The organism is Pseudomonas sp. GW821-FHT12A04 (assembly GCF_058807755.1).
Genome location: NZ_JBXAQZ010000014.1, coordinates 21,868 through 34,400, shown reverse-complemented (window position 1 = coordinate 34,400; position 12,533 = coordinate 21,868). Strand labels below are relative to the sequence as shown.

Below are 12,533 nucleotides of genomic sequence, written 5' to 3'. Positions count from 1 at the left end.
GTCCCGAGGACAACGTACCGACAGGAGAACGCAATGAGTTGGTCCGCCAAACAGTACGTCGCTTTTGAAGATGAGCGCACCCGTCCCGCCCGTGACCTGCTGGCGGCTGTCCCCGCCGGGGACGTGCGCTTGGCCATCGATATCGGTTGCGGGCCCGGCAACTCCACCGAGTTGCTGGTGGAGCGCTTTGCCGATGCCACGGTGCGTGGGCTGGACAGTTCCAGCGACATGATCGACGCCGCGCGCAAGCGCTTGCCGCAGGTGCAGTTCGACATCGCCGACATCGACACCTGGAATGACAGTGGCCCGTTCGATGTGATTTTCGCCAACGCGGTATTGCAGTGGGTGCCTGATCACGCCACGTTGCTACCGTCGCTGGTGAGCAAACTGGCGCCGGGTGGCAGCCTGGCCGTCCAGATGCCTGACAACCTGAATGAACACTCGCACCGCTTGATGCGTGAAGTCGCCGCTGATGGCCCATGGGTCGGCAAACTGGCAGGTGCCGCCGGGCAAAGGACCGAAATGGCCGATGCCAGTGGCTACTATTCGATTTTGAAAGCCTGTTGCACCCGCGTCGATGTGTGGCGCACCACTTACCATCATCCGCTCGCAGGCGGTGCATCTGGCGTGGTGGAGTGGTTCAAGGGCAGTGGCTTGCGACCGTTTCTCGATCCGTTGGACGAGGCGGAACGGGCGCAGTATCTGAAGCAATATCAGACTGCTATCGAGCGGGCGTACCCGGCCATGGCCGATGGTTCGGTGCTGTTACCATTTCCGCGACTGTTTATCGTCGCGACCCGCTGAAGCAAAACAGGGACAGTTGATGAGCGTCATCTGCCCCTTTTTTCGATTTTGAAAAATCACTGTGGCTTGTTCTTTTTTGAGCGTCGGGCACTCAAGTACTCAAAGGCAAAGGAGGCAAAGCCGAACAACCCGATCAATGAAATGATCATGATTCCCAACTCTGAATTGTGCATGTTGATCTCCAGGCGAAGGATGAGCCGGGAGAATAAGGGAACTGTTGCTGGGCTCAACGCAGCTCTACGGCTTCTTTACTCGCTTGCGGTGATCTATACGCAAAAGATATGAGCGTCCAGGTGGCAGGGTCACATTCAGCGCTGAACACCAACCCACTATTTTGAGTCATATCAGGGGCTCCAATCAGTTACTCGATCACGTCGATTTCCACCAGTGCCCACGTACAGCCAGCGTACTTTGGATTAGATGTGTGCAGGGTAACGCTGCTGGCTGAGGGGAAGGGGGCACCGTTCTCGGCGAGCATCTCGAAATACCCCTCAATGGCTTGTTGAACCATGGCTATTGCATCTTCCAGATCTTCACCGGCGCTAAAACAACCTGGCACATCCGGGACTTCAACACCCCACGCATGTTCGTCGTCGTCCATGAAAATCGCAATCGGGTAAAACATGTTCATGGTCCTCCGTGAACACAGCGGGTGAGGTTATGAACCCCAAAGGGCGCCCCCGAAAGGCGCCGGGTGGACTGTCAGGATGGTTCTGCATCCATGCGTCGAGCGATAACGTCCAGCACATCGCAACCATCGCGCAATGGCACGCAGCAGAGCAATGCGAAGTCGCTGAGTACAACTGTGTCAGAGGTCAGGTCGCCGCGCATTGCGAGGTTTTCAAGAAGCTGCGTCACGGCGCGAATTCTGTAGCTGGCGGTGCTGAGCAGGGAGTGCAGGGGTTGGGTGGTGTTGACGTAGAGAGAGGGGAGGTCGTCGGCGTTGCTGGTTAAAGCCATATATTCATTCATGAGTGATTCCTTGAATTGAAGTGAACTACCACTCAGTGTCGCCAAACAAAAGGTGGTAGCTGTACGCAGGTTGGCGAACCGGGACAAGGCAAACCGGTAGACCCAAAGGTCTCCCACGCACAGCCACCATAAACAGGTAGCCAAGTGCGTTCAGAAACGCTCCGAGATTGCTCGGAGGTTCCTATGCTTTGTCATCGAGTCGCCAAACCCGATACGCCATTTGGACGCGGTCGGACTATAGGTCTCATGACAAAGGCACAGCAATGCGCAAGTCTACGGACATTTCCCAGTGTCGTGTAGGACGTTGCTTTTTCTAACGTTGATCTCCGTTTGGCCTTTAAAAACGAGGCCTTAACATTAGCGTTGGTAGGCGCATCACCAAATCCCGCGCACAAAAAACCGGCCACTTGGGCCGGTTTTTTCTGTCTCTGCATCCCCCGTCAAAACCACCCTGACGTGAGATCAAAATTCGATTGGAGCGGGTGAAGGGAATCGAACCCTCGTTATCAGCTTGGGAAGCTGGAGTAATGCCATTATACGACACCCGCTCAGAGCGCTGACTTTGTACCAGATACGGCTGCGGATTTGAAGTTTTTCTTTACGTGGAGCGGGTTTAACGCAGATGTGACAAAAAAAGCCCGGACCGCATGACGGTCGATCGCGGGCAAGCCTCGCGCCTGCAGAATACGTTTAACGCAGCAGGGCGGGGCTTGCTCGCGATGACGCTACTTCAGCCTGCCAATGCATGGTGTTCCTGGACGTTGTGGTAACGCGGTCGGCTTTCGAGTTGCGCTGGTTTCAGGAAGCCCATCAGTGCGTTGCGGCTGTCTCGGCAGGCGGCTTTGTGCTCCATGTCGAGAAAGTGGCCGGTGGCCTGAATGGTGCTGAACGTGCTGTGTTGCACGTGGCCGGCGAACAACCGGGCGTCGTCGGCGGCGGTGTATTCGTCCCATTCGCCGTTGAGGAACAGCACCGGCACGTCGATTTTCTTCGCCGCGTGCAGGTAGCACTGGCGGTCGCTGTGCAGCACGTCGCTGATGTGGAAGTGCATCTGCCCGTACTCATGTTCGGCCAGGGAGCTGACGTGGCGATAGTTGAAGCGCTTGAACAACGACGGCAGGTGTTTGCCGATGGTGTCGTTCACCAGGTGCCCGACCCGGTCGCGATCCAGGTTGCCGAGGTGTTCGACGCCGCGCTCGAGGTAGTCGAGCATGTGCGCGTTGATCACCGGGGAGAACGAGCTGATCACGGCTTTTTCGATGCGCCGTGGCCGTTGCGACAATGCCATCATGGTCGCGGCACCGCCCCAGGAAAACGACAGCACGTGCTCGGCAGCGAAGTGGTCGATCAGCTCCAGCAGGATCTGTCCTTCGATTTCCTTGGTGAGCATTTTTTCATGCAGGTTGTGGGCTTTTGACCGGCCCGCGTAGGGCTGGTCGTAGCAGACGACGTTGAACTGCGGATGGAGGTTTTTCACGGTTTGTGCAAACGACGCAGTCGTAGCCATCGAGCCGTTGACCAAGATAATGGTCTTCTCTGCGGCGTCTGCGCGATAGAACTCCGTGTAAACCCGATACTGACCCTGTATATCCAGCACAGCGATTTCTGGCCTCATGTCATAAGACTCCTGGCAAGCGGGTATGCGCGCAAATGAGATTGCACGAGCTTTGTGACAGGTAGGCATACGCCTGGAATTTGAGAGGCCCATGTCGATCCATTGCAGTCCGGTCGACGGGTATTGTTATTGGCGGGCAGTCTGCCGGATGAGGCCGGAACCCTTGGGTTCCTACCGGCAAAAAGTTTCTTAGAAGTATGGGGTGACTCGTCGGTCACATTTCGGCCGACGTCCTGATTCAAGCAGGGGTCACATCATTGCGCAAGTGCCGTTGGTAAATTGTTCGACAACTTTCTGCTGAGCGGTCGCGCGCTTAGATCGATCCGATCTCTTCGTCGGTCAGCGGGCGATATTCGCCCGGTTTCAAGGTGTCGTCGAGCACCAGTGACCCCATGCGTTCGCGATGCAGGCGCAGCACCTTGTTGTCGAAGTGGCCGAACATGCGCTTGACCTGATGATAGCGGCCCTCGACGATGCTCAGGCGTGCGCATTTTGGCCCGAGCAGCTCTAGCCCGGCGGGTTGCGTGGTGAGGTCTTCGAAGGCGAAGTACAGCCCTTCGTTGAATTTGATCGCGTACTCGGGGCCGATGTCCTGCTCGGTTTCGACGTAATAGACCTTGGGCAATTTGGTCTGCGGCTGGGTCAGGCGCCGCGACCAGCTGCCGTCGTTGGTGATCAGCATCAGGCCGGTGGTGTTGAAGTCCAGGCGTCCGGCGATGTGCAGTTCGTCCTTGTCCGGTTCATGGATCAAATCGAGCACGGTCGGGTGCTGCGGATCCCGGGTGGCGCTGACGCATCCGGCGGGCTTGTGCAACATGAAATGGCGCAGGGGTTTACCGGCCTGCAGCACCTCGTTGTCGACTTCGACGCGGCTGAATTCGCGGACTTCGCTGTGCGGGTCGCTGACGACTTTTCCGTCAACCCTGACGCGTTTTTCCACCAGCAACAAGCGCACCTGCTTACGGTTGAAGCACGGCAGGTTGCTGAGGAAACGGTCGACACGCATGACTTAAGGATCGGTAAGGACAGGGGCGCGCATCTTACTTGATCGACCCGGACGCTGCTTGCAACTGCGCCTCGACTTCAGCGCAGCGCGGGCACAGGCACGAGGCGTCGCGCAGTTCCGCCGGCAGCGCCTGGAGCACCGCCGGGTCGATGCTGACGCCGTAGCACCAGCAGGCGCGGTCGGCGGTTCGCGGGTCGGCCAGGGTGCAGTCGTTGGGTGCACCGCAGGCCGGGCAGAGGTCAGGCTGGTTCATAGCTGGAGTGAGGTTTTTCCACGCAGGTTCGGTTACGGCCAGTTTGCTTGGCCCGATACATCGCATGATCCGCCCGTGACAGCAGGCTGTGCAAGGTGTCATCGGGCTGCAAGGTCGTGAGGCCAATGCTCACGGTCAGTTGCAAGGCCTTGTCGTTGTAGGCGTAGCGCTGTTGTTCCACGTGCTGACGAATTTTCTCGGCAATCATCAGGCCGGTCTTACCGTCGGTGTCCTTGAGCAGCACGATGAACTCTTCACCGCCCCAGCGGCAGACGATGTCGGAGTGTCGCAGGCAACTTTCCAGATCCCGGGCGAAACCGATCAGTACCTGGTCGCCGGCCAGGTGGCCGTAGGTGTCGTTCAGCGCCTTGAAGTGGTCCAGGTCCAGCAGCAAAGCGGTCAGCGGCTTGGGCTCGCGCCGGGCTTCGTGCATGGCCTGCGCGGCCAGCAGGTCGAAGCCGCGACGGTTGGGCAGTTCGGTCAGGCTGTCGAGGATGGCCTGGGCCTGGATCTTGTCCTGATAGCGTTTGATCACCCGGTTGAGCAGGGCCAGCACGATCAAGGTGACCAGCAGGCAGATCAGCAGGTTGAGGTACAGCGACTGGCGGATTTCACCGAGGGCGCTGTCTTCGCGTTTGTCGACGAACAGGTACCAGTTCAGCTCCGGGATAAACCGCACGTTGAGGAAATGCCCCTGGCCCTGCACGGAGTATTCATAGCTGCCGCTGTGGGGTTTGGGCAGCCGGCTGACCAGGTCTTTCATGCTGTCGAGTTCACTGAGTTTCTGCCCGATGTGCGCGCCCTGCGGCCCCCCTTCGGCGCCGGTGAGTACCAGGCGCCCGAAGTTGTCGACGAAATACACACTGCGTTGATAACGCTGCTGGTACTTGTCGATCAGCTTGATCACGGCGTCGACGGTCAGGCCAACCCCGGCCGCGCCGATGAATCGGCTGTTGTAGTCGTAGACCTTGTAGTTGATGAAGAAGGTCAGGTTGTCCTTGTTGGCGAGATCCGGGTCGACGTTGATCTCGTACGGATCCTTCATGTCCCGCACGCGAAAGTACCAGGCATCGCGGGGCTCGGTGGTCTTGACCTGCTTGAGCACACCCTTGGCGTGGTAGTAGGTCAGGCTGGTGTTGGAGACGAAGAACGCGGTGTAGGCGCCGTAGTGGGTCATGACCTCGTTGAGGTAACGGGTCATCTGGTCGGAGTCCTTTTCACCATTGACCACCCAGTCGCGCATGAAGGTGTCGCGGGCCATCATCGAGGAAATCAGGATTGGCCTGACGAGGTCTTTCTGGATTTCCGAGTAGACCGTATCCGATGTCAGCGGCAGTTCGGTGTTGACGATGTTGTCGCGGATCGAGGCCCGGGAGGCGTAGTAACTGAGGAAGGAGGTGGCGAGGAAACCTGCGCCCAGCAATGCGACCAGCGTGAGCACCAACGAACGTTGAGAGTACAGCGGCGAGCGAAGCGGCATGGCAGTTCCATTGGCAGTCATCCGATGGTTGCATTCTAATGGCACTGCGGGGAAATAACTGCTCTATGTGTGCCGCGAATGGTCGTTCCCACATTCCACGAAGGGTTACGCCCGCCGCCAGCGTGAATGAGGCGGCACTTTGATGGTGCTCGTGTGCACCGCATTGGAACCTGTCCGCCGCTGATCAGACGGTGGGAGCAAAGTCGCACTTGGCAGGGGAATGCCAGTCAAAACAGGTGTAAGTCGGAGCGTGCCGACTGCTGTTACAGGTCTTTACGGAGGCCACCATGTTGCGTCGATTATTGTTAGGTGCAGTACTGGGTCTTGGATTGTCTGGCTGCTACTACTACGCCGGTCCTGCCGACGTCTACGGGGGACCTTATTACTACCCCGGCTACTACTCGCCCTATTACTACGGTTACTACGGTCCGCGTTATTACGGTGGTTATCGCGCCTATTACTACGGTGGGCATGGTTACTACCGTGGCCACGGCGGCGGACACGGACATCATGGCGGTGGACATCGAGGTGGCCACCGTTAATCAGGGCGCGAACGAATGAAAAACCTTTCATCGGCCAGATGTTTCCACTTGTTTCGAGGGCGCACCAGATTCCGAATTCGGTGTCTGATCTTTCGACAGTCACCGAACATTTGTCTGTCGCCTGCCAGCGTCGCTGGTGTGGCTTATCCGCGGTCCAGGAGGCCGCCATGCTCTGTCGAATTCTTCTGTTAGCTGTGTTGGGATTGTCCCTTGGTGGGTGCGTGCCTTATTACGATGAAGGAGGCAGTTACTACAGTTCCGAGGTCTATACCTCGCCATCGCCAACCTATTACGCCGGGGGGAGTTCCTACTACTCCAATGGTGGCGGTTACTACACACCGCCGCCCCGGTACTACGTGCCGCCAGCGCGGTATTACCAGCCGACACCGCGCTATTACTCACAGCCACGGATCTATCAACCGTCGCGCTATTACTCGCAGCCGCGGATGTATCAACCATCGCGCCATTACCAGTCGGCCCCTCGTTACTATCAGCCGTCGCGTGGCGACTACCGCACGCATCAGAACCATGGCTGGGACGGCCGTAACCGCGGGAACTGGAACAACGACTATCGCGGAAACGGTCGAGGCTATCGCAGCGGGCGGGGCGGCCACCGATAGCTTTGTACAAAACACAACTCTGAATGTGGGAGCGAGCTTGCTCGCGAAGGCGGAGTGTCAGTCAACATCAATGTTGCTGAGATGACGCTTTCGCGAGCAAGTCGAATCGTCGCACCGCCGCTCCCACAGTGTTGTGTGCAGTTTTCAGTATTCGGACAAATCCGCCAGCGGATGCCGACCTTCCCAAGCCTTGTGAAAATGCGCCTCTACCACCGCGTCCGGCACGTTGTTGATGTCCGGCCAGTGCCAGTGCGGCTTCTGATCCTTGTCGATCAGCCGGGCACGTACGCCTTCGCTGAATTCCGGATGCCGACAGCAGTTGAGGCTCAGGGTGTATTCCATCTGGAAGACTTCGGCCAATGACAGGTGTCGGGCTCGAATGATCTGCTCCCACACCAGACGAGCGGTCAGCGGAGCGCCTTCGCTCAGGGTCCTGGCTGCGCGGCTCAGCAACAGGTCGGTGTGATCGCGCAAGGCGCTGATGGCCTTCCAGGCGCAACGCACGTCGCTGACATCCAGCAGTTCGTCGATCTGCTGGCGGCGCGGCAGCCACTGGGCTTCGGGCATCTGCGCCGCGGCTTCCTGCTGCAAGGCCTTGAGCAGGCTGTTGAGCTGCATGGGTGTCTGTTCCTGCCAGTTCAATTGCAACAGGCCTTCGATCAATTCCGGCTGCTGCTCATCGAGCAGGAAACGATCGGCCAGGTCCAGGTCAATGGCATCGCGGCCGTTCATGTGCGCACCGGTCAGGCCCAGGAACAACCCGAGCTTGCCGGGCAGGCGCGACAGAAACCAACTGGCGCCAACGTCCGGGTACAGGCCGATGCTGATCTCCGGCATGGCCAAGCGGCTGCTCGGCGTGACGATGCGAATGCCTGCCCCTTGCAACAGTCCCATGCCACCGCCGAGCACATAGCCGTGGCCCCAGCAGATCAGCGGTTTCGGGTAGGTATGAAGTTTGAAGTCCAGGCGATATTCCGCCGCAAAGAACTGCGCGGCCAGTGGCGGTACTTCGCCCGGATGGACGCGACAGGCTTCCACCAGGCTGCGCACTTCGCCGCCGGCGCAAAAGGCCTTGGCACCATTGCCGCGCAACAGAACGCAGACGATCTGCGGGTCCTTGGCCCAGGCCCCCATTCGGTCGCGCAGGGCGTTGATCATCGGCAGGGACAGGGCGTTCAGGGACTTTTCGGCATCCAGGCTGGCGATGCCGATGCGCGCGCCGTCGGTGCCGGTGAGTTCTTCGAAGTGCAGATTCATCGTGACCTCGATCGGGAATTTGAGGGTTAAGTATGATCGCTGTGTGGGAAAGTGCCGGATCTGCATCAGATCAATTGACAAGCGTGATGCGCTTTCCTAGGGTTCGCCCCATTGTTTTTGCCGGATGTAACCATGACTGCTGACGACCGTATCAAACTCGAACCGGGCTGGAAGGAGGCACTGCGTGCCGAATTCGACCAGCCCTACATGGCAGAGTTGCGAAACTTCCTGCAACAGGAGCGGGCGGCCGGTAAGGAGATCTATCCGCCGGGGCCGATGATTTTCAACGCGCTCAATTCCACGCCGCTGGACAAGGTCAAGGTAGTGATCCTCGGGCAGGACCCTTATCACGGCCCGGGCCAGGCCCATGGCTTGTGCTTCTCGGTGCAACCGGGCGTGCCGGCGCCGCCGTCGCTGGTGAACATTTACAAAGAGCTCAAACGCGACCTGAACATCGACATTCCCAACCATGGCTACTTGCAAAGCTGGGCCGATCAGGGCGTGCTGATGCTCAACACCACCATGACCGTCGAGCGTGCCAACGCCAATGCGCACAAGGACAAGGGCTGGCAGTTTTTCACGGATCGAATCATTGAAGTGGTCAGCCAACAGCAACCGCACCTGGTCTTCATGCTGTGGGGCGCCCATGCCCAGAGCAAGCAGAAGCTGATCGATGCGACCAAGCATCTGGTGTTGACCTCGGTGCATCCGTCACCGCTGTCGGCCTATCGCGGCTTTCTCGGTTGCGGGCACTTCAGCCGGACCAATAAATTTCTGGAACAGAATGGCGAGACGCCGATCGAGTGGCGGTTGCCGCCGGTTTGATGGGCTGAGCAAGAGGGCCCCATCGCGAGCAAGCTCGCTCCCACAAGGATCACGCGAACCCTGTGGGAGCGAGCTTGCTCGCGATGAAGGCAACTCGGTCTATCAGACTGAATCCGGACCCCGGTTCCAGTACTTGAACAACGGCTCCGCCAGAAACAACACAAACAACAGCCGCATCACCTGCATCGCCGTCACCAGCGGCACCGACAGTTGCAGGGTTTCCGCCGTCAGGCTCATCTCGGCGATCCCGCCGGGCATCATGCCCAAGGTCAGTGAGCGCAGATCCAGATGGGTCAGCGCACTCAACCCCAATGCCGCCGCCGTGGCGATCAGCATGGTCAACACCGTGCCGATCAGGGTGCGCCCCATGAACGACGGCGCACGCCGGAAAAACTGCCGGTTGAAGTGACAGCCCAGACCGCTGCCGATCAACCATTGGCCAATCTGGCTACCGCCGTTGGGCAAGCCGATGTGCAGGTCCCAGCCGATGCTGACGGCCGCACTGACCAGCAGCGGCCCGAACAGCCAGGGGTTGGGTTGACGCAGGCGCTCCCAGATCCAGGCCGCCAACGCGCCAGCGGGAAACAACACCGCCAGCCAGCGCCAATCGATGCTGCCAGCGTGGGAAATCGGCGCACCGTCGCCCAACAAATACTTGAAGGCTGCCGGCACGCAGAGCACCACGACCAACACCCGCAAACTCTGCCCCGCCGCCACACGGCTGAGTACCGCACCATTGCGGGCGCCGAGGTTGACCATCTCCCCGGAACCGCCGGGCATGCTGGAAAAGAACGCCGTGGCGCGATCTTCTCCGGTACGGCGCATCAGCCACACGCCGACCACGGCGGACAGGCTGGTGACCAACGCACCAAAGAAAATCAAACCGAAATGACTCAGCACCTGCTCCATCACCACCGGGGTGAAGTGCAGGCCGATGCCGATACCGACGATCCACTGGCCGCACTTGCGTCCGCCAGGGATTTCGGCCAATTGCCAGGGTGTCAGGCAGCGCACGAGGATGATCGCCAGCAACGAGCCGACCATCCACGGCAAAGGCCAGCCGACCTGGCTGGCGAGATAACCGCCAAGCAGGCCGACCAGCGGGGTTCCCCACCAGAGTTTGAAGGGGGACCGATCAGACATCGGCGACAACGCGTTGCGCCACTGAGCGTTTACGCCAGATGCGCACAATCGGCACCAGCAGCATGACCACGATCAACCCCCAGACACCGACGGTGATGCCGCTCGACCAGAGGATGTCCAGCGAACCGTTGGAGATCGACAACGCCCGACGCAGGTTCTGCTCCATCAAGCCGCCAAGGATGAAACCCAGTAGCACCGGCGACAGCGGGAAGTCGAGCTTGCGCAGGATGTAGCCGAAGATGCCGATACCGATCATCAGGAACAGGTCGAAGGTGGTGGCATGCACCGCGTACACGCCGATAGCGGTGATGATCGCAATCATCGGCACCAGCGCCCAGTTCGGCACGGCGAGGATTTTGGTGAAGATGCGGATCATCGGGATATTGAGGATCACCAGCATGATGTTGGCGATAAACAATGACGCAATCAGGCCCCAGACGATGTCCGGTTGCTGTTGGAACAGCAGGGGGCCGGGCGTGATGTTGTACAGCGACAGCGCACCGATCATCACTGCCGTGGTGCCCGAGCCGGGAACACCGAGGGTCAGCATCGGCACCAACGCGCCGCAGGCTTCGGCACCGATGGCGGTTTCCGGGGCAGCGAGGCCGCGTTTGTCGCCTTGGCCGAATTTGCCGCTTGGGCCGGCAATGCGTTTCTCGGTCATGTAGGCCACGGCACTGGCCAGCGTTGCACCTGCGCCGGGCAGTACGCCCATGATGAAACCGAGTACGCCACAACGCATGTTCACCCAGAACACCGAAGCGGCTTCCTTGAAGTTGAACAACATGCGCCCGGTCGCCTGGAAGGCTTCCTGGCCACGGTGGGTTTTTTCCAGCAGCAACAGGATTTCGCTGATGGAGAACAGGCCCAGCACCAGCACTACGAATTGAATGCCGTCGGTGAGGTGGATGTTATCGCCGGTGAAGCGGTACACACCGCTGTTGGCATCAATGCCGACCGTCGACAGAAACAGCCCGATCAGCGCGGCGATGAAGGTCTTGAGCGGGCGGTCGCCGGCCATGCCGCCGAGACAGACAATCGCAAACACCATCAGCACGAAGTATTCCGCCGGGCCGAAGGCAATCGCCCATTTCGCCAGTATCGGCGCGAACACCACCATCCCGCAGGTGGCGATGAACGCGCCGATGAACGAACTCCAGGCCGACAGCGACAGGGCAACACCGGCCAGGCCTTGACGGGCCATCGGGTAGCCGTCGAGGGTCGTCATCACGGTGGAGGCTTCGCCGGGAATGTTCAGCAGGATCGAACTGATCCGGCCGCCGTATTCGCAACCCAGATACACCGCCGCCAGCAGGATCAATGCCGACTCCGGCGGCAGGCCCAGTGCGAACGCAATCGGGATCAGCAATGCCACGCCGTTGATCGGCCCCAGCCCCGGCAGCAGGCCGACGACGGTGCCGATCAGCGTGCCGCTGAGGGCGGTCACCAGGTTGTAAGGGGTTAGTGCGACGCCGAAGCCGTGACTCAAATAACCAAGCGTATCCATATCAGTTCTCCAGAACGTCGAGCAGGCCCAGAGGCAGTGGCACGTCCATGACTTTGTCGAACAGCAGGTACAGACCGACGCTCATCAGACTGATGATTATCGCGCCCGGCAGCCAGCGTCCGCCGTACAGGCGAGCCATCGGTATGCCAACCAGCATGCTGCTGAGAATGAAGCCCAGCGGTTCGAACAGCCCGGCGAAGACCAGCAGCAACAGTACGCAAACACCAATTTTGGTCAGGGTTTCGCGATCCAGCGGTGGCTCTTCATCGGTGTGCTTGATCGGCGAAGGGCGATACACCATGTACACCAGCGCCAGGCCCATCAGTCCCAGCATCAGCAGGGGGAAGGCTCGCGGGCCGATCGGTTCGTAGGAAAAAGGTGCCTGGTACGGCCAGGCCATCGCCACCAGGCTGAGGCAGGCCAGCAACAGCACCGAAGCAAAAATGCGTTGTAAGAGCATGGGGAACTCCTGTGCCGCGACTCCGCCAAACGGAGCCGCGGCCGCTAGA

13 protein-coding genes, 1 tRNA gene and 1 pseudogene are annotated in these 12,533 nt (G+C 59.6%); 4 read left to right on the top strand and 11 right to left on the bottom strand.

Annotated features, from left to right (window positions below; translation table 11 throughout):
* The first annotated feature begins 33 nt into the window (after positions 1–33).
* The gene (gene tam, locus AC1RS8_RS21555) at positions 34–804 is read left to right on the top strand and encodes a trans-aconitate 2-methyltransferase (RefSeq protein WP_090453628.1); all 771 of its coding nucleotides are present in this window, start codon (positions 34–36) and stop codon (positions 802–804) included.
* 370 nt (positions 805–1,174) lie between these two features.
* Here the strand turns inward: tam and AC1RS8_RS21550 are convergent.
* The 7 genes and pseudogenes from AC1RS8_RS21550 to AC1RS8_RS21520 all read right to left on the bottom strand — a co-directional run.
* Positions 1,175–1,429 (bottom strand): annotated as a pseudogene (locus AC1RS8_RS21550) (type II toxin-antitoxin system HicB family antitoxin); the annotation flags it as partial.
* A gap of 77 nt (positions 1,430–1,506) precedes the next feature.
* Complete coding sequence (locus tag AC1RS8_RS21545) at positions 1,507–1,776, bottom strand: hypothetical protein (protein ID WP_057716042.1); 270 nt, start codon at positions 1,774–1,776, stop codon at positions 1,507–1,509.
* A 474-nt stretch (positions 1,777–2,250) separates the two neighbouring features.
* A tRNA-Gly gene (locus tag AC1RS8_RS21540) sits at positions 2,251–2,324 on the bottom strand.
* A 182-nt stretch (positions 2,325–2,506) separates the two neighbouring features.
* Complete coding sequence (locus AC1RS8_RS21535) at positions 2,507–3,391, bottom strand: alpha/beta fold hydrolase (protein ID WP_090453634.1); 885 nt, start codon at positions 3,389–3,391, stop codon at positions 2,507–2,509.
* 313 nt (positions 3,392–3,704) lie between these two features.
* Complete coding sequence (locus AC1RS8_RS21530; RefSeq protein WP_489339932.1) at positions 3,705–4,397, bottom strand: pseudouridine synthase; 693 nt, start codon at positions 4,395–4,397, stop codon at positions 3,705–3,707.
* Between the two features lie 34 nt (positions 4,398–4,431).
* Entirely contained in the window at positions 4,432–4,650 is a 219-nt protein-coding gene (locus tag AC1RS8_RS21525) for a cysteine-rich CWC family protein (RefSeq protein ID WP_008050697.1), read from the bottom strand.
* Complete coding sequence (locus AC1RS8_RS21520) at positions 4,637–6,130, bottom strand: sensor domain-containing diguanylate cyclase (protein ID WP_489339933.1); 1,494 nt, start codon at positions 6,128–6,130, stop codon at positions 4,637–4,639. The genes AC1RS8_RS21525 and AC1RS8_RS21520 overlap by 14 nt, the downstream gene beginning before the upstream one ends.
* A 287-nt stretch (positions 6,131–6,417) precedes the next feature.
* On the opposite strand from AC1RS8_RS21520, the gene AC1RS8_RS21515 reads away from it, so the two are divergent.
* Positions 6,418–6,672, top strand: coding sequence for a hypothetical protein (locus tag AC1RS8_RS21515; RefSeq protein ID WP_079246796.1), 255 nt, complete (start codon positions 6,418–6,420; stop codon positions 6,670–6,672).
* A gap of 167 nt (positions 6,673–6,839) precedes the next feature.
* Positions 6,840–7,292, top strand: a complete 453-nt coding sequence (locus AC1RS8_RS21510) for a hypothetical protein (RefSeq protein ID WP_079246795.1) — start codon at positions 6,840–6,842, stop codon at positions 7,290–7,292.
* Positions 7,293–7,436: 144 nt separating this feature from the next.
* Here AC1RS8_RS21510 and dspII read toward each other — a convergent pair whose 3' ends face one another.
* Entirely contained in the window at positions 7,437–8,549 is a 1,113-nt protein-coding gene (dspII, locus tag AC1RS8_RS21505; RefSeq protein ID WP_218495105.1) for an enoyl-CoA hydratase/isomerase DspII, read from the bottom strand.
* A 132-nt stretch (positions 8,550–8,681) separates the two neighbouring features.
* Here dspII and ung point away from each other — a divergent pair, with 132 nt between their 5' ends.
* Complete coding sequence (ung, locus tag AC1RS8_RS21500) at positions 8,682–9,374, top strand: uracil-DNA glycosylase (RefSeq protein WP_010462292.1); 693 nt, start codon at positions 8,682–8,684, stop codon at positions 9,372–9,374.
* A gap of 102 nt (positions 9,375–9,476) precedes the next feature.
* On the opposite strand, the gene AC1RS8_RS21495 is transcribed toward ung, so the two are convergent.
* Genes AC1RS8_RS21495 through AC1RS8_RS21485 form a run of 3 tightly spaced genes read right to left on the bottom strand, consistent with a single transcriptional unit; the run spans position 9,477 to position 12,484 of the window.
* A complete protein-coding gene (locus AC1RS8_RS21495; protein ID WP_489339934.1) occupies positions 9,477–10,517 on the bottom strand; it encodes an AbrB family transcriptional regulator in 1,041 nt (346 codons plus the stop codon).
* Complete coding sequence (locus AC1RS8_RS21490) at positions 10,510–12,024, bottom strand: tripartite tricarboxylate transporter permease (protein WP_057716033.1); 1,515 nt, start codon at positions 12,022–12,024, stop codon at positions 10,510–10,512. The genes AC1RS8_RS21495 and AC1RS8_RS21490 overlap by 8 nt, the downstream gene beginning before the upstream one ends.
* A 1-nt stretch (position 12,025) precedes the next feature.
* On the bottom strand, positions 12,026–12,484 hold the full coding sequence (locus AC1RS8_RS21485; RefSeq protein WP_057716032.1) for a tripartite tricarboxylate transporter TctB family protein: 459 nt from the start codon (positions 12,482–12,484) through the stop codon (positions 12,026–12,028).
* Positions 12,485–12,533: the final 49 nt, after the last annotated feature.